18 protein-coding genes and 2 pseudogenes are annotated in these 15,968 nt (G+C 71.5%); 9 read left to right on the top strand and 11 right to left on the bottom strand.

The features are described 5' to 3' along the window. Window positions 1–69: 69 nt before the first annotated feature. The 3 genes and pseudogenes from ACF08F_RS35610 to ACF08F_RS35600 all read right to left on the bottom strand — a co-directional run bounded on the left by ACF08F_RS35610 (window position 70) and on the right by ACF08F_RS35600 (window position 1,995). Entirely contained in the window at window positions 70–630 is a 561-nt protein-coding gene (locus ACF08F_RS35610; RefSeq protein ID WP_392302687.1) for a GNAT family N-acetyltransferase, read from the bottom strand. Between the two features lie 207 nt (window positions 631–837). Beyond that, window positions 838–1,008 (bottom strand): annotated as a pseudogene (locus ACF08F_RS35605) (IS5/IS1182 family transposase); the annotation flags it as partial. 153 nt (window positions 1,009–1,161) lie between these two features. After that, window positions 1,162–1,995, bottom strand: coding sequence for an NAD(P)H-binding protein (locus tag ACF08F_RS35600; protein WP_392302686.1), 834 nt, complete (start codon window positions 1,993–1,995; stop codon window positions 1,162–1,164). 145 nt (window positions 1,996–2,140) lie between these two features. On the opposite strand from ACF08F_RS35600, the gene ACF08F_RS35595 reads away from it, so the two are divergent. Continuing rightward, window positions 2,141–2,677, top strand: a complete 537-nt coding sequence (locus ACF08F_RS35595) for a TetR/AcrR family transcriptional regulator (protein ID WP_392302711.1) — start codon at window positions 2,141–2,143, stop codon at window positions 2,675–2,677. Between the two features lie 304 nt (window positions 2,678–2,981). Here the strand turns inward: ACF08F_RS35595 and ACF08F_RS35590 are convergent, their stop codons facing one another. Together ACF08F_RS35590 and ACF08F_RS35585 are read right to left on the bottom strand one after the other, a co-directional pair. Beyond that, complete coding sequence (locus ACF08F_RS35590) at window positions 2,982–3,467, bottom strand: alpha/beta hydrolase (protein WP_392302685.1); 486 nt, start codon at window positions 3,465–3,467, stop codon at window positions 2,982–2,984. Window positions 3,468–3,492: 25 nt separating this feature from the next. Beyond that, window positions 3,493–3,546 (bottom strand): annotated as a pseudogene (locus ACF08F_RS35585) (hypothetical protein); the annotation flags it as partial. A 365-nt stretch (window positions 3,547–3,911) separates the two neighbouring features. Here ACF08F_RS35585 and ACF08F_RS35580 point away from each other — a divergent pair. After that, window positions 3,912–4,781 carry an alpha/beta fold hydrolase gene (locus tag ACF08F_RS35580; protein ID WP_392302684.1) on the top strand — a complete coding sequence of 290 codons (870 nt, stop codon included), beginning with the start codon at window positions 3,912–3,914 and terminating at the stop codon, window positions 4,779–4,781. Between the two features lie 38 nt (window positions 4,782–4,819). Continuing rightward, complete coding sequence (locus ACF08F_RS35575) at window positions 4,820–4,987, top strand: agmatine deiminase family protein (RefSeq protein WP_392302683.1); 168 nt, start codon at window positions 4,820–4,822, stop codon at window positions 4,985–4,987. Window positions 4,988–5,083: 96 nt separating this feature from the next. On the opposite strand, the gene galE is transcribed toward ACF08F_RS35575, so the two are convergent. Then, the gene (galE, locus tag ACF08F_RS35570) at window positions 5,084–6,205 is read right to left on the bottom strand and encodes a UDP-glucose 4-epimerase GalE (protein WP_392302682.1); all 1,122 of its coding nucleotides are present in this window, start codon (window positions 6,203–6,205) and stop codon (window positions 5,084–5,086) included. Window positions 6,206–6,361: 156 nt separating this feature from the next. On the opposite strand from galE, the gene ACF08F_RS35565 reads away from it, so the two are divergent. The 3 genes from ACF08F_RS35565 to ACF08F_RS35555 all read left to right on the top strand — a co-directional run bounded on the left by ACF08F_RS35565 (window position 6,362) and on the right by ACF08F_RS35555 (window position 8,940). After that, complete coding sequence (locus tag ACF08F_RS35565; RefSeq protein WP_392302681.1) at window positions 6,362–7,030, top strand: class I SAM-dependent methyltransferase; 669 nt, start codon at window positions 6,362–6,364, stop codon at window positions 7,028–7,030. Between the two features lie 100 nt (window positions 7,031–7,130). Further along, on the top strand, window positions 7,131–8,303 hold the full coding sequence (locus ACF08F_RS35560; RefSeq protein ID WP_392302680.1) for an esterase-like activity of phytase family protein: 1,173 nt from the start codon (window positions 7,131–7,133) through the stop codon (window positions 8,301–8,303). 73 nt (window positions 8,304–8,376) lie between these two features. Beyond that, window positions 8,377–8,940 (top strand): dihydrofolate reductase family protein, encoded by a 564-nt coding sequence (locus ACF08F_RS35555; protein ID WP_392302679.1) that lies wholly within the window; start codon window positions 8,377–8,379, stop codon window positions 8,938–8,940. Between the two features lie 62 nt (window positions 8,941–9,002). Here ACF08F_RS35555 and ACF08F_RS35550 read toward each other — a convergent pair whose 3' ends face one another. The 4 genes from ACF08F_RS35550 to ACF08F_RS35535 form a co-directional block, all read right to left on the bottom strand. Beyond that, window positions 9,003–9,788 (bottom strand): sulfite exporter TauE/SafE family protein, encoded by a 786-nt coding sequence (locus ACF08F_RS35550; RefSeq protein WP_392302678.1) that lies wholly within the window; start codon window positions 9,786–9,788, stop codon window positions 9,003–9,005. Between the two features lie 22 nt (window positions 9,789–9,810). Continuing rightward, on the bottom strand, window positions 9,811–10,719 hold the full coding sequence (locus ACF08F_RS35545) for a M56 family metallopeptidase (protein ID WP_392302677.1): 909 nt from the start codon (window positions 10,717–10,719) through the stop codon (window positions 9,811–9,813). Then, complete coding sequence (locus tag ACF08F_RS35540; protein WP_392302676.1) at window positions 10,716–11,084, bottom strand: BlaI/MecI/CopY family transcriptional regulator; 369 nt, start codon at window positions 11,082–11,084, stop codon at window positions 10,716–10,718. The genes ACF08F_RS35545 and ACF08F_RS35540 overlap by 4 nt, the downstream gene beginning before the upstream one ends. A 122-nt stretch (window positions 11,085–11,206) precedes the next feature. Further along, window positions 11,207–12,247: an NlpC/P60 family protein gene (locus ACF08F_RS35535; RefSeq protein ID WP_392302675.1), complete on the bottom strand. Its 1,041-nt coding sequence runs from the start codon at window positions 12,245–12,247 to the stop codon at window positions 11,207–11,209. A 242-nt stretch (window positions 12,248–12,489) separates the two neighbouring features. Between ACF08F_RS35535 and ACF08F_RS35530 the strand changes: the two genes are divergently transcribed. Next, window positions 12,490–12,882, top strand: a complete 393-nt coding sequence (locus ACF08F_RS35530) for a nuclear transport factor 2 family protein (protein ID WP_392302674.1) — start codon at window positions 12,490–12,492, stop codon at window positions 12,880–12,882. A gap of 121 nt (window positions 12,883–13,003) precedes the next feature. Here the strand turns inward: ACF08F_RS35530 and argG are convergent, their stop codons facing one another. Beyond that, complete coding sequence (gene argG, locus ACF08F_RS35525) at window positions 13,004–14,458, bottom strand: argininosuccinate synthase (protein WP_392302673.1); 1,455 nt, start codon at window positions 14,456–14,458, stop codon at window positions 13,004–13,006. A gap of 141 nt (window positions 14,459–14,599) precedes the next feature. Between argG and ACF08F_RS35520 the strand changes: the two genes are divergently transcribed. Both ACF08F_RS35520 and ACF08F_RS35515 read left to right on the top strand, forming a co-directional pair. Continuing rightward, on the top strand, window positions 14,600–15,475 hold the full coding sequence (locus tag ACF08F_RS35520; RefSeq protein ID WP_392302672.1) for a maleylpyruvate isomerase family mycothiol-dependent enzyme: 876 nt from the start codon (window positions 14,600–14,602) through the stop codon (window positions 15,473–15,475). Window positions 15,476–15,571: 96 nt separating this feature from the next. Then, entirely contained in the window at window positions 15,572–15,871 is a 300-nt protein-coding gene (locus ACF08F_RS35515) for a DUF1876 domain-containing protein (protein ID WP_392302671.1), read from the top strand. The last annotated feature ends 97 nt before the right edge of the window (window positions 15,872–15,968 follow it).

The following is a 15,968-nucleotide window of genomic DNA, read 5'->3' as shown; positions in this document are numbered from 1 at the left end:
GGGGGGTGTCGGCGGGACTGCGGTCGATGGGGAGTAACTGTCAAGAGTTGTGGATCGGGCCGTTGATGTCTATCGAGGCTGCTCCCACTCGGTCCGGGTGAGTGCATACTCGACTTCACCGTGCTCGGAGCCTTCGATCGCCTCCGGCCAGTCCCCGGTGAAGTTCCTGACGAAGGACAGGACCGATTTCTCCATGACGCGACGGGAGCGGGTGTTGACGGCCATGGTGTTTGCGGTGACCCGCTCGACCCCGAGGTCCGCGAACCCCTTGTGGACCAGGGCCCGGGACCCCTCGGTGGCATAGCCACGCCCCCATGACGCCTGGTTCAACCGGTAACCGAGTTCGACCACGGCGGGGCTGTGCTCCTCCAACGGCCGGAACTCGAACCAGCCCAGGAACGTGCCGGTGATCCTCTCCTGCGCGGCCCAGTAACCGCGGGTCTCCCAGCACGGGTAGTCGTGCAGGAGCTGCGGCAGGGCCCGCGTCTCGATCGACTCCCGACTTGTGGGGCGGCCACCGTTGATGTAGCGCATCACCTCGGGGTCGTTGTCCAGGGCGAGCAGGTGGTCGATGTCGGCCGCCGTGAACGCGCGCAGGACGAGCCGGTCGGTCTCCAGGAAGTTGGGCATGCCGCGATCTTCACCATGGGCAGGCGGGGCCTGCCACTGATCTTCCGACCGGCGGCACGCGGTGGTGTTCATGCCGCGCGGGCCTCGGACAGCTCGACCAGGACGTCCCGCTCGAAGCGGGCGCCGGCCCGGACGAGTGCGACGAGGCGGGGTGCGTTCACGGCCCGCCGGCGTTGCTGGGCTGACTCGATAGTGTCACCGCACCGCACCGCACCGCAGGGGGCCAGGGGGCCAGGGGGCCAGGGGGAACAGGGCCTGTCGCGAGGCGGGAAGGCGCCGCCAACGCGTACGGATCTCCTGCCGCCTGGCCTTGAGTCGCCCGGTCAGGAACCGCAGGCTGCGGCTGGACAGATCAATCGGCGACGGGTGGACAAGCACGCGAAGCTCCTGGCAGACATGGGTGATCTTGGTCGAGAACCCATCCACCAGGAGGTTCATCGTTGCCCAGGCGCATCCAACTCGCGGCCATCACCGCCAGCTTGGAATGGGCTCAGTGCTCGCAAACGTCCCGATGCGTGCCGGTACCGTCGGTCACGTGAAGGCGGCGGCGTTGCGCTTGGCCCAGTCGGCGAAGGTGGTGGCGGGGCGGCCGAGGATCTTCTCGACGTCGGGGCTGACGGTCTGCTCGCGCGGTGTGGGGGTGCCGATGATGTCGAGGGTGGTGTCGGCGACCGGGGCGGGCATGAAGGTGAGCATCTGGGCGCGGGCCTCCTCCCGGGTCTGGTCGATGAAGGTGACCTGCTCGCCGAGGGCGTCGGCGATGGCGGCGGCGCGCTGGAGCGGGGTGGTCGGGGCGGGGCCGGTGAGTTCGTAGTCGGCCTTGGTGTGGCCGGGCTGGGTGAGGACGGCGGCAGCCACGGCGGCGATGTCGTCGGGGTCGATGGCTGGCAGACCGACGTCGCCGAAGGGGGCGGCGACGGTGCGGCTCGCCTTGACCGAAGGCGCCCAGGCGTAGGCGTTGGAGGCGAAACCGCCCGGGCGCAGGATGGTCCAGTCGGTGCCGGAGTCCATGACGGCCTGTTCGTAGGCAGCGAAGGCCTGTCCGTGAGACAGGGAGTCGGGTCGGGTGACCACACCCTGGGAGGACAGCAGGACGATTTTGCCGTAGTTCGCGAACGAAGCGACAACGGCGGTGGGGTCGCCGGTCATCATGAGGTCGCCCCCGACGAGCAGGAAGGCCGCATCCGCCGTGGTGGGCAGGTCGGCGGACGACTGGGCGAGGTCGGCGGCGATGGCATGCACGCCGGGCGGGACATCGGCCTGGGTGATGCCGCGCGAAACCGCGGTCACCTCGTGTCCCTGTTCGGTCAGCAGGCGGACGAGCGTGCGGCCGACGTTTCCGGTGGCGCCGGTGACAACGATCATGAAGGGGCCTCACATCAGGGCGTGTTAGTTAGTTGACTGACTTACTCGGGGAGCGTAGCACGAGTCGCGTCGTATAGTTAGTCGGGTGACTCACTCAAATGAGCCCGCCCGTGCCCGAGTCGCCGGCGCGAAGCGGCAGCGGCTGATGGAAGCCGCAGCTGACGTCGTCCACCGGCAAGGCGCCGAGCGCACGACCATCGCCGACATCGCGCGCGCGGCCGAGGTGCCCGTGGGCAACGTGTACTACTACTTCAAGACCAAGGACGAACTCGTCGCCGCGGCGCTGTCCGAGCACGAGCGACACCTGAACCTGCTCATCGGCCACCTGGGCCGGCTTCCCGATCCTCGTGAACGCCTCAAAGGCCTGATCGAGGGCTGGGTGGGTCAGCGTGACCTCGCCGTCCGCTACGGCTGCCCGACCGGCACTCTCGCCGCGGAGCTGGGCAAACGTGACCAGGGTGGCCTGGACGTCGAAGCGGGCAGGGTCGTCCGGCTCCTGCTGACCTGGGTGGAGGGCCAGTTCCGCGAGCTCGGCCAGCCGGATCCCGCGGGCCTGGCCCTCACCCTGGTGGGCGCCTATCAGGGCATGTCCGTGCTGGCCAACGCCCTCCGAGACCCTGGGGTCATGGACCGTGAGGGCGCTCGCTTGATCGCCTGGATCGACTCCCTCGACGCTGCCTGAGCCCACCGCGCCGTACCGGGAAGTGGGGGGCCACCGCGGCGCCGGGCGTCTCGCGTGGGCAAGAGCCTTCCTCCGTGGAAAGCGATCAGCCCTGGCCGCGGGAGCGGTCGACCCATTCGACGTGCACAGGCGGGCGATTCCCGTCCCTGTGGCGACGTGGGCGATCGGGCGCTTCCGGCAGCCGCCGATCGGATGGCGCCGCCTTTCAGGCGGCGACGGGGTGTTGCGATGGAACATGCACGGGCCTTCTGCGCGGGGTGAGACCGGAACCGAGGCGGAGGGCCTCCGCGCCGGATGAGTCCTCTCAGCAGTCGACGAGCCCGCGAAGGAGTTCCAGGCCCGCCTGCCAGTCGCCGAGCCCGCTGCCGGAATTGATGTGGCCGTGGCCGTGGCCTTGGACGAGGTGGTCCTGTGCATGCCATGGCTGCGTGAAGGAGGCGGACGTCCTCGGGTCGCAGTAGGGGTCGTCGTCGCCGGCCACCATCAGGCTCGGACTTGAACAGGTCGTGGACTCCCTGCACGGTGGGCGGCTCTCACGCCTCGTAGGAGTCGATGGGCCGGGCCGGGTCTCACCCGCGACCGTCGGCGGCGTCCCGCTCTTGGCAACCTGCGCGGTGGGCTCGGCGCCTTCGAGGGTGCTGATGACGGTGATGGCCAGGTCGTGTGCGTTGCCCTCCGGGAATCCGGCTTCGCGAAGCGTGTCCGCCACCACGTCCCGCCAGTGTGGGAAGGTTTGAGCGACAGCCTGCTCGATATCGGGGACTCGACCGGTGTTCCAGTGCGGTCGCACTGATCGGGCAGCCGTCCACCCGGCCGGAGTCGCGCAGGAGGCGGGCAAGCGCCCGGGCGCAGCCGGCGACGGCCTTCACCGGCTCGACCTCTTCGGGCAGCGACGCCGACAGCACGCCGGTGAACTCCTGGTCGGCGGGCTGGACCGCGGCCACACCCAGTGCCTGCTCGCCGCCGGGAACGAGTGGTGGACCGAGTCGAGCGTGGCCTTTGCCTCCTGGGCGACCTGCTTGGTGTCGGTCCCCTCGCCTCCCTGCCGCTGCATCAGCAGGGAGGCGGCACGGACGATGCGCTCCCGGGTGCCTGGCTGGGGTGTGTTCGCCGCCATGCGGTGGGGCTTAGTAGATAGATCGCTCGTTCTAGCTTGCGGACCGCGTGAACGCGGTGTTAGCTTCGGCCTAGTTAGAACGTTCTTTTTAGAGCTTCTCGCAGCAAGGAGTGCACGATGGAACACAAGCGGATCACCGTCAACGGCCTGGACCTGGCCTACGTCGAAGCGGGAGAAGGGCCGCTCGCCCTGATGCTGCACGGCTTCGACACGCCCAGGCTGTACCGGTACCTCATGCCTGCGCTTGCCGAGGCGGGATACCACGCCGTGGTCCCCACCATGCGGGGGTTCGCCCCGTCCCAGGTGCCGCCGGACGGCAGCATGCGCCTTCCCGACCTGATCGCCGACGCCAACGGCCTGCACGAGGCGCTCGGCGGCGGCTCCGACGCGGTCCTTATCGGGCACGACTGGGGCGGCTTCACCACCTGGGGCGCCGCCGCGGCCGCACCCGAGCGGTGGGCCAAGGTGGTCGTCAACGACGTCCCGCCCCTGGAGTTCTACGACCGCGACAGCGCGGATCCCGCCAGGATCGAACGGTACGTCCACTTCTATTTCTTCCAGATGGCCATAGCCGACCGCCTCGTCGCGGCCAACGACCTCGCCTACCTCGACTGGCTCTGGGACCACTGGACGGGGAACGTCCCCGGCTACGACTCCACCGAGGACCGCAAGGCGATGAAGGAGGGACTCAACACGCCCGAAAGGCTCCACCTCGGCCTGGAGCTCTACCGGCAGAACTTCCCGGCCGCGACGTTCGGCACCCCGGAGTGGGACATGATTCGCGTGCTGGACGAGCTGCCTTCCCAGCCCACCCTCTACCTCCACGGAACCGAGGACCCCGTGGTCGACGAGGCGACACTCGCCGACATCGTCGCGATGCTGCCGCCGGGATCGGACGGCGCGATGATCGAAGGCGCCGGCCACCACCTCCTCGCGGAGAAGCCGCAGGAAGTCAACGAGCGCATCCTCGCCTTCCTGGCCCGCTGATCACACTCCCGCGGCGCAGGGCATCAACGGGCCGCCGGGTGCCCTGCTTCGGAGACACCGCGGCCCACAGCACCGCCCACGCCATCCTCCAGGCTGCCTACCCCGGCCGGAACGTCGTCCAGCTGAACATCGACAACATCGCGAGCGGCGGTGGCGGCATCCACTGCGCCACCCAGTCCCAGCCGGTCGTCCCCCCGGCCGCCTGACCGGAAACCCCCGGCTGTCTGACCGGGACCCCCGGCTGCCCGCGGCCGGTCGCCACCCACCGGCGGCGACCGGCCCGCACAGGGGCCGCCCGGACCTCACGCGCCCCCAGGTACCCGTACGACTCCTGCATCGCCGGTCAGCACGGTGTCCCGGCGCGCGTACCAGGCCAGCGAGTCGGCGATGCCCTGCTCGACCGTCAGGGCCGGTCGCCAGCCGAGGAGCTCGCCGGCGAGAGTGATGTCGGGGTACGCGCCCGCGTTGTCCCCCGGGCGGCGGTCCAGGTGCTCGACGGGCAGTGCCGTGCCGGTGACCTGCTCGAACGCTGTGATCAGTTCGAGGACGGTGGTGCCGGCCCCGGACCCGAGATTGATCACGCGGTACGCACCGGCGCCGTCGGAGGACGTGATGGCGTCGAAGCGGCGCAGCGCGTCGAGGTGGGCGCCGGCGAGGTCCCAGACATGGACGTAGTCGCGGATGCCGGTGCCGTCGCGGGTCTCCCAGTCCGTGCCGGTGACGGGGTACGGCTCGCCCGAGTGGTACTTGTCGATCATCACGCCGAGCGCATGGGTCGGGCGACGGACCTGGAGGCCGGTGCGGAGGCGGGGGTCGGCGCCGACCGGGTTGAAATACCTCAGGGAGACGGCCCGGAGCTTCGTGCCGGCCGTGATGTCCTCCAGGGCCTGCTCGAAGTGGGCCTTCGTCCGCGCGTACGGGCTCATCGGATTCAGCGGGGCCCGCTCGGTGATGGCCGGCCCCGGTGCGTAGATGGCCGCCGACGACGAGAACACGAACCGGTGGCAGCCGTTGCGCAGCAGGTGGCTGATGAGCGCGAGCCCGGCCACGACGTTCTCGTTGTAGTAGTACAGCGGCGCGGAGACGGATTCGGGGACGACGATCTTCGCGGCACAGCCGACGGCCGCCTCGATGTCGGGGTGCTCGGCGAAGATCCGGTCGACGAGCGCGCCGTCGTCGATCCGCCCCTGGTACCAGTTGCGGCCGTGGACGAACTCGGCGCGGCCGGTCGACAGGTCATCGAGGACGACGACCTCGATGTCCTCGTCGAGGCACCGCGAGGCGATCGTCGAGCCGATGAATCCGGCACCACCGGTGATCAGGATCTTGATGGGAGTCTCCCGAGGTCGAGAAGGTCCGGCACGCGGTCCCGTACCGGTTCGTGCGGTGGGCGAAGCCCGTCTAAGGGGCCTCTGGGGCGTCACCGCGTTCAACGACCCGCTCGCCGTTTCGCACGCACGAGTTTCGGACGTGGTGCGAACCCCCTGGGCAGGCGCGCATGTGCGCACTCATGGCACGTCACCGCGATCGGCCGGACAGGGCATTGGGCCGTCGACCCCGCGTGCGCGTCTCATCGGAACGTGGACGTCGGCTGTGGCACCGGGTCCTGGCTCGCCGCCGCCCGGCACCTCGGGGTCGACGAGATCCTGGGTGTCGACGGGCCCTGGGTCTCCGTCGACGCCCTGCGCATCCCCCCGGAGCGCTTCCTGCAGCAGGACCTCTCCGCCCCGCTGCGCCTGGACCGGCGGTTCGACCTGGCGATGTGCATGGAGGCCGCCGAGCACTTCGACGAGTCCCGGGCCGACTCCCTGGTGGCGGACCTGTGCGCCATGGCGGACGTCGTCCTGTTCTCCGCCGCGATCCCCGGCCAGACGGGAACGGACCACCGCAACGAGCAGTGGCCGCCGTACTGGCGTGAGCGCTTCGGGCGGTGGGGGTACGAACTCGTCGACTGCCTCCGTAGCCGCCTGTGGGACGACCAGGCGATCGAGCCCTGGTACGCGCAGAACGCCTTCCTCTACGTCAGCGGCGGGCGGCTCGCCGCCGACGAGCGGCTCCGGGCCGCGGCCGCCGAGAACGGCCGCATGCCCCTCTGTGCCGTACACCCGCGCGTCCTCGCACTGTTCTCCGCCCCGTACGCACCCGCGGTGCCCGAGCCCGCCGACCGCCGCGCCGCACCGCTCCGGTTCATCGGCCGGGGCGAGACGCGGTGCCGCTGCGATGTCACCGCCCCGACGCCGCAGGCCTGAGGGCCGGGACCCCGGCGACTCGGACACGTGTCCGACCGGCCCGCAGGAGTACCCGGTTGGGTGACTGCGCCACCGGGCGGCCGACGGCAAGATCATCGGAATGAGAGCCTCCCTGACGCGCCGCGCGTGCGCCGTAGCCCTTCTCGTGACGTCCACGCTCGCCCCCGCGGTGGCCGTGGCCGCCCAACCCGGTGCGGACCACCGGCCGTCGGAGCGCGCGGCGGCACAGGCCCGGCTGCTCGGCGAGAAGATCGTTCCGCACAAGCTCGACTTCCGGGGCACCACGGTCGGCGGCTTCTCCGGCATCGACCGCAACCGGTGCACCGGTGAGTACGTGTTCCTCAGCGACGACCGCTCGCAGCTTCAGCCCGCCCGCTTCTACACCGCGAAGCTGGACGTGGACGCGGCCGGCGTGCACGCGGTCGACTTCACCGGCACCCACCCGCTGCTCCAGCCCGACGGCTCGACCTACCCGTCACCGTCCCTCGGCGACGGCAAGGCCGTCGACCCGGAGGAGATCCGGGTCGACCCGCGGAGCTGCGACTACTGGTGGGCGCAGGAGGGCGACCGGCCCAGGGCGGTCGGCGCCGGACCGGTGATCCAGCCGTCGATCCAGTTCGCCGGGCCCACCGGCTCCTACCTCGGACGGCTGCCGCTGCCGTCGAACTACGAGATCAGCATGGAGGAGCGCGGTCCGCGCCGGAACCAGGCGATCGAGGCGATCACCTTCGGCTCCCAGGGCCGCGTGGTGACCAGCGCGGTCGAGGGCCCGCTGCTCCAGGACGGCCCGGTGCCCGACACGGAGAACGGCGCGCTCGTCCGGGTCACGCGGCAGACCCGCGACGGCCGGGTGCTCGGCCAGTTCGCGTACCCCCTGGAGAAGATCTTCGCCGCGTCCGACCCGACGAGCCCCTGGGGCCCGGACACCGGAGTCCCGTCCCTCCTCGCCTTCCCCGACAACCCCCACCGCTACCTCGTCCTCGAACGCACCTGGGTCGCCGGCTCGGGTTACAAGATCCGGCTGTACGACGCCACCACGCGTGGTGCGACCGACGTGCAGGCCGTGGAGTCGCTGGCCGGGCAGCCCGTCGTGACGATGCGCAAGAAGCTCGTCGCGGACTTCGACACCCTCGGCCTGTCCACCGTCGACAACACCGAAGGCATGACGTGGGGTCCGGAACTTCCCACCGGTGAGCGGTCGTTGATCCTGGTCAGCGACGACAACTTCGTCTCGGACGCGGTCACCCAGATCATCGCCCTCGCCATCCGCTGACCCGGCGGGAGCATCACGCGCAGGGGCCGGCGCCGACACCGGCCGGCCCCTGCCCGGAGAAAGGAACAGGCCCGTGCTGATCTATTCGATGGGTATGACGGTGGACGGCTTCGTCAAGGACCGGGAGGGGAAATTCGACTGGGGCGAGCCGGACGAGGAGCAGTTCCGGTTCCACATCGAGCAGACACGCCAGGTCGGCGTCTTCCTGCTGGGCCGCAAGCTCTACGAGACGATGCTGGTCTGGGACACGGATCCGTCGTTCCGCGCGACCGCACCCGAGGCCGAGTTCGCCGACGTCTGGTGCGCGATCCCGAAGGTCGTCTTCAGCCGCACCCTCGACAGCGTCCAGGGCAACGCCCGGCTCGCCAAGGGGTCGTTGGCCGAGGAGGCCGCCGCGGCCCGTGACGCGACGGACAAGGACGTCGGCATCGGCGGCGCCGGTCTGGCCGCCGAGGCGATCGGACTCGGACTCGTCGACGAGCTGCAGATGTTCCGCAGCCCGATCATCGTCGGCGGCGGCACGCCCTACCTTCCCCCGGTCACCGAGGCGGTCCACCTGGAACTGGCCGAAACCCGTACGTTCGCCTCGCGCGTGGTCTTCGAACGCTACCGGCGCGTCCGCAACGGGTCGGCCTGACGCCCGCCGGCCACGCCGAGCGTCGGCAGTGCCCACTGGTCGGGGAGGGGGCGGGATCCTCGTCAGAGCAGCCCCTCGACCAGGTAGAGGGTGCCGAGTACGACGGCCAGGGAGCCGAGCAGTACGCGCAGGAACGTCTCCGGCATGCGCGGCTGGAGGTGTGCTCCCAGGTAGCCGCCGATGAGTCCGCCGAGGCCGCAGGCCAGGCCGAGGGCCCAGTCGGGGGCGATGCTGCCGCCCTGCGTCACGGACAGCAGGGCGTAGGTGCCGGCACCGACCACCGACGTGGCGAACGTCGAGGCGAGCGCCGCCGGTGCGACGGTGGCGACGGGCACACCGCGACCGACGAGGACGGGGCCGAGGATCGACCCGCCGCCGATGCCGTAGACGCCGCCCACGACCCCGACCGCCAGTGCCATCGACACGACCGACCGGGGCGCGGGTCCGGTCCGCGGACCCGCGGAGTGCGCGGGGCGGAGGGTTCTGACGACGAGCCACACGCCGAGCGGCAGCATCAGCGCGGCGATCAGGAGGCGGAAGACACGCGGGCCCGGCAGGGCGAACACCCGGATGACCGCGCCGAGCACGACACCGGGCAGCGAACCCAGCACCAGGAGCCGTACGAGCGGCCCCCTCAGAGCGCCGTCCTTCCGGTAGCGCAGCAGGGCGCCGGGGCCCGCCACCACGTTGTAGAGCAGGTTCGTGGGCGTGACGGCGGGATTGGGCACGGCGAAGACGCTGAGCTGGACCGGGAGCAGGAACACGGCCCCGGAGACGCCGACCGGCGCCGTCACCACGGCCGTCAGCAGCCCGACCACCAGGCCCGCCAGGCCGAGCTCCCACTCCACCGGGTCCCCCCTCGAAACAGGTTCAGATGCCCGGAGGGCAGGCCACCAGCAGCGGCAGCAGCGGAACGGCGACGGCCGCCGAGGCCAGGGACCCCCGGAGCGCGGGATGCGGAGCCCGGTGCGGGCCCAGGATCCGCTGCATGCGGAGCAGCGCCGTCGACCCGCCCACCGCGAAGGCGCCCTCGGGCGCGCGGCCGGCCGCCATCTCGTACATCGCGGTCGCGAGGACCTCCCGGGGATACCGCCGCAGCGCGCCGTCGTCCGCGATCATCTCCAGCAGGACGGCCGTCTGCTCCCGCCCGAGACGTGCCAGCGGCAGTCGGCGGAAGACGGTGGCGAACCCCTCCGCCACGGCGAGCGGCAGGTGGTGACGGCCGGCGACGTGTGCCCGCTCGTGGTCGAGGACGGCGCCCAACTGCTCCTCGGTGAGCAGCCGGACGGCGGCGTCGCTGACGACGATGCGCGAGCGGAAGCCGGGCAGGCAGTACGCCCCCGGGGTGGAGTGCGGGAGCACCGTGACCCGGAGCCGGTCGCAGCGTGTTCCCACCTTGTCGAGCCGGTCACGGTGCCGGGCGCGGACGAGGCCCGTGCGCGCGAGGTGGGAGAGGGACGCGCCGAGGAAGGCGGTGACGACGGCGACGGGCATGGCGAGGGCCAGTCGGTCCGCGGTCGTGGGGTCGGGCTCGACCGCCTCCGTGCCCAGTCCGCAGGCGTGGAGCAGCCCCAGGAGCCCCGCGTGCAGATGCTCGGTCGGCGCCGCGAGCTGGGTGGCCGCGAGCGCGACCGTCAGCGTGAACGACACCATCAGCGCGAGCCACACGACCGCGCCCAGCACGGGGGCGCGGTACGGCCAGGCGCTGCGTGCCATCAGGCGCGGCACGGCGACACCGACGACGACCGCGTACGCCAGCAGCGCGGGAGCCGCGTTCACTCCTTCGCCCGCCGTCCGACGTCCCGGAGAGCCTTGCGGAGTGCCGCGATCTCGTCGGCGTCGAGGTTCTCCACGAACTGGGCCAGGGCCGCCGGGCGGTCCTCGCTGGCGCCGAGGCCGTCCTCCATGAGTGCCGCCGCGTACGCCTCGCGGGAGGCGGCGGCCTTGTAGTGCCAGACCCGGCCGTCGCGGGTGCGCGTGAGGTGGCCCTTGTGGAAGAGGATGCTCGTCACGGTGGTCACCGTGGTGTAGGCGGCGTCCCGGTGCCGGTTGATGTCGTCGACGACCTCGCGGACGGTCGCGGGGCGGTCCCATCTCCAGAAGCGGTCCATGATCTCCGCCTCGAGCTCCCCCAGCCGACGCATGGGCCGTGTCCTCTCCGCCGTTCCCGCACTCGGCTTCATCGTAGTCGGGCAGGTCACGGCCCTTCCGGGCACGCGGCTCCGGGCGTCGGCACGGTCTGCGGCACCGGGAGCCGGCACGCGCGTCAGCCGATGCGTACGCCCCACATGAAGGGCATGCCGCTGCGGGCGATCGACTCGTAACGCACCTGCGCGCCCGGCTTGGGGGAGTGGAGGATCTGCCCGTTGCCCGCGTAGAAGCCGACGTGGCTCAGGTCGGTGCGCATGATGATCAGGTCGCCGGGCCTGAGCGCGCTCAGGGAGTCGATGCGCGTCCCGACCGCGGCCTGCGCCTGTGACGTACGGGGCAGGGAGACGTCGGCCTGGCGGAACGCCCACGACGTGAGGCCGGAGCAGTCGAAGGACGTCGGCCCGCTCGCGCCCCAGATGTAGGGCATGCCGACCCGGCTCTTGGCCGCGGCGAAGGCGGCCGCGGCGCGCTGCGAGGCACTCGCCTCGTTGCCCAGGTCGACCCGGGCGCTCGCCCGGTCGGCGCGCGCCTCGCCCTCCGCGATCCGCGCGCGCTCCTTCGCCGACAGGGTGTTGAGGAGGCGCTGGGCCTCGCGCAGCTTGCCCTGGATCTCCGTCTTGCGCTCGCCCAGCTGCTTCTGTACGGCGTCGAGGTCGCCCAGCTTCTTCGCCGCCTCCCCGCGCTGCTGCCGGAGCGCGCGCTGCTGGGACAGGAACTGCTGGAGGGTGGCGGTCTGCCGGTCACCGGCCCGGTCGAGGGCCGAGGCCTTGGCCAGATAGGTGTCGGGGTCCTCGGAGAGGAAGAGCTGGAGCGCCGGGTCGAGGCCGCCCGAGCGGTACTGGCCGGCCGCCACCGTGCCGATGCGGTCGCGGAGTTCGTTGAGTTCGTCCTGCTTGCGGGCGGCGGAGTCCTGGAGGTTCGCGACCTGCTTCTTGAGCGCGTCGGCGTCCTCCTTGATCCCGTTGTACTTCTCGGTCGCCTGCGTCGCCTGTTCGTACAGCCGGTCGATCTGCGCCTGCACGCCCTTCTTGTTCGGGTCGGGGAGCGGGTCGGCGGAGGCCGTCTGGGCGGTGAGGGCGACGGCCGCCGCGGCGGTCGCGGTGAGGACTCCGGTGCGGCCCGGGCCGGGCTGCTTCGGGCGGCGGTGGGAAGCCACGGGGGAGCTCCTTCTTGCTCGGCCGCCGACAGGGCTGTGTGGACAGCGGGCACGGCGGTGCCTCCGCCGCCGCCCCGGGTGGGCGATCGGCTCTGCGAAGGCTTCCGCCGCATACTAATCTTCTAAGATTCTTAGTAGCAACGAGGGTGGAGGGGGATCGATCGGTGCTGGACAGGTGCATCGGCTCGTCATAGTCTCCGGTGCACCTATTCAATTCCTTTAGTAGCTGGTCGAGGAGAGGCATGCACCCGTTCCGCAAGGCCGTGGAGGACCGCGATCCGGAGGCTCTGGAGGCGCTGCTCGCCGAGGAGGTCGTCTTCACCAGCCCCGTCGCCTTCGCGCCGTACCCGGGGCGGGCGATGACCGCCGCGATCCTCCGCGGCGTGCTGCGCGTCTTCGAGGACTTCACCTACGTGCGGGAGATCGGGAATCCCGACGGCCGCGACCACGCCCTCGTCTTCACCGCGACGGTCGCGGGGAAGCAGATCCAGGGCTGCGACTTCCTGCACTTCGACGAGGAGGGGAAGATCGACGACCTGACCGTCATGGTCCGCCCCCTGTCGGCGGCCCGGGCGCTCGCCGAGGCCATGGGTGCCCAGTTCGACCGGATCGCCCAGGAGGCGGCCGGCGGCTGAGCCGCGAGGCCGGGCAGGCGGGGTCGACAGGGCTGGATCGTGCCGCCTCACGACGGCGAAAGGGCCGTCCCGGCGCACGGTGCGCCAGGACGGCCCTTCTCGCTGAATGGGGGAGCGGCGGTCAGTCCGTGCCCATCTCCATCGCCGCGCGGTCCAGCATCTCGTCGTCGCCGGAGACCTCGCCGCGCGAGGCGATCGCCTCGGCGCCGCCCTCCGGCAGCTCCGTCAGCGTGCCGATCAGACCGGTCGCGGCCGCCTGGGCGGCGCCGATGGCCGGGCTGCCCGTGCCGATCAGGCCGAGACCGGCGTACTGCTCCAGCTTGGCGCGGGAGTCGGCGATGTCGAGGTTCCGCATGGTGAGCTGGCCGATCCGGTCCACCGGGCCGAACGCCGAGTCCTCGGTCCGCTCCATGGAGAGCTTGTCCGGGTGGTAGCTGAAGGCCGGGCCCGTCGTGTCGAGGATCGAGTAGTCCTCGCCGCGCCGCAGCCGCAGGGTCACCTCGCCGGTGACGGCCGCGCCGACCCAGCGCTGGAGCGACTCGCGGACCATCAGGGCCTGCGGGTCCAGCCACCGGCCCTCGTACATGAGACGGCCGAGGCGCCGGCCCTCGTTGTGGTACTGGGCGAGGGTGTCCTCGTTGTGGATCGCGTTGACGAGCCGCTCGTAGGCCGCGTGCAGCAGGGCCATGCCGGGCGCCTCGTAGATGCCGCGGCTCTTGGCCTCGATGATCCGGTTCTCGATCTGGTCGGACATGCCCATGCCGTGGCGGCCGCCGATGGCGTTGGCCTCCATCACCAGGTCGACGGCGGAGGTGAACTCCTTGCCGTTGATGGTCACGGGGCGGCCCTGGTCGAAGCCGATCGTGACGTCCTCGGTGGCGATCTCGACCGAGGGGTCCCAGAACCGGACGCCCATGATGGGCTGCACGGTCTCCACACCGGTGTTCAGGTGCTCCAGGGTCTTCGCCTCGTGCGTGGCGCCCCAGATGTTCGCGTCGGTGGAGTACGCCTTCTCCGCGCTGTCCCGGTAGGGGAGGTCGTGGGCGAGGAGCCACTCCGACATCTCCTTCCGGCCGCCGAGCTCGGTCACGAAGTCCGCGTCGAGCCACGGCTTGTAGATCCGCAGGTGCGGGTTGGCCAGCAGGCCGTACCGGTAGAACCGCTCGATGTCGTTGCCCTTGAACGTCGAGCCGTCGCCCCAGATCTGTACGTCGTCCTCGAGCATCGCCCGGACCAGCAGGGTGCCGGTGACGGCGCGGCCGAGCGGCGTGGTGTTGAAGTACGCCCGCCCGCCCGAGCGGATGTGGAACGCGCCGCAGGTGAGCGCGGCCAGGCCTTCCTCGACCAGCGCGGCGCGGCAGTCGACCAGACGGGCGATCTCGGCGCCGTACGTCTTCGCGCGGCCGGGCACCGAGGCGATGTCGGGCTCGTCGTACTGACCGATGTCGGCGGTGTACGTGCACGGGACGGCGCCCTTGTCACGCATCCACGCGACCGCGACCGAGGTGTCGAGACCGCCCGAGAAGGCGATGCCGACGCGCTCGCCGGCGGGGAGGGAGGTGAGGACCTTAGACATAGGAAGAGTATGCATGATCCTGCATGGTCATGCAACGTCATTCGTGCGGAGCCCGATGTCACGTGGGCTTACCCCTGGTACGGTCCCTCACCGGCCGATGCTCCGCCCAGGAGTGACGGCGTCCGGGGAGGGGTGGAAAGGGTGCGGCTCACGAGCGGGGTGCTTCCCGAGGATCTGGCCGAGGCGATACGGGGAACCGCCCGGGACATCGCCGAGGTGCTCGGCGACGGGGGCGGGCGCGCCGACGGCGGTGGTGCCGGCGTCGGGCGCTCTGCCGGCGGTCGCGCCGGCGTCGCCGGGCATCGGGGCGGACTGCCCGTTCCCCGGTCCACGTGGACCGTCGGTGAGGCCGCCGCTCACCTCGCGCACGCCAACGCCCTCATGGCCGACCTCGCAGCCGGACACGAGCGCCCCTACGGCGACGGCACCCCCGGCGGCCTCGCCGAGGCCAACGAGCTGGCCCTCGCCGCCTTCGCGGAACGCGATCCCGCCCTGCTCGCCGAGATGATCACGGAGCAGGCCGAGGGCTTCCTCGCCGCCGTCGAGCGCCGCGACCCGGCCGACGTGCTCGCCACCCCGCTCGGCGCGATGGGTCCGGCCGTCCTCGGCTCGTACCTGCTGACCCATATGCTCGGCCACGGGTACGACCTGGCCCTGGCCCTGGGCCGCCCCCACATGCTGGACGCCCGCAGGGTCGCCCTGACCCTCCCGTTCATGGTCACGGCGATGCCGAGGGTCGCCGACCCGGCCGCCGTCGCCGGTCTGACCGCACGCTTCGAGGTACGGCTCCGGGGAGGCCCGGGCTTCGGCGTCACCGTCGCGGACGGCGAGGTCCGGGTCGCGCACGAGCCGCCCGCGCGCCCGGACTGCACGATCCTGACGGAGCCGGTCGCCTTCCTCCTGCTCGCGCTCGGCCGGGTCGACCCGTGGCCCGTGATCGCCCGGGGCAAGGCGCTCGGCTGGGGGCGCAGGCCGTGGCTCGCGCCCCGCTTCCCCCGCCTCTTCCGCGCGCCCTGAGGGCCGCACCGGTGGATCCTTGAAGTAACCGGGCGAACGGCCGCCGGGAGTCCCCGTGCGGACGGATCCCGGTGGCGACGTGCGAGGAGGCAGACCATGACACGTACCCAGGAGTGGACGGTCGGCCTGGAACTGGTCGAGGAGAGCGGCAGGACGGAGGCCGAGGCGCGGCTGAGCACCGGCAGCGCGACCATCACGGGCCACGGCACCGCCCGCTGCAACCCGTCGGACGTGGACGTACCGGCGATCGGCGACGAGCTCGCCGCGAGCCGGGCGATGAAGGACCTGGCCGGCAAGCTCATGCGGGAGGCCAACCGGGAGATGGAGGCGGTGGGAGCGGGGACCGTGCCCCGGCGCACCGGCCCCGGATACGGCTGGCCGGAGGCGGTCTCCTGACCCTCGGGGTCTTCTGACTCCCGGGGTCTCCTGACTCCCGAGGTCTCCTGAGGGAGTCGCCGCGCCCGCCCCCAGGGGTCCGGCCCGGCGCCGGACC

The organism is Streptomyces sp. NPDC015130, from assembly GCF_043080005.1.
Lineage (GTDB): Bacteria > Actinomycetota > Actinomycetes > Streptomycetales > Streptomycetaceae > Streptomyces.
This window is presented reverse-complemented; position numbering and strand designations above follow the sequence as displayed.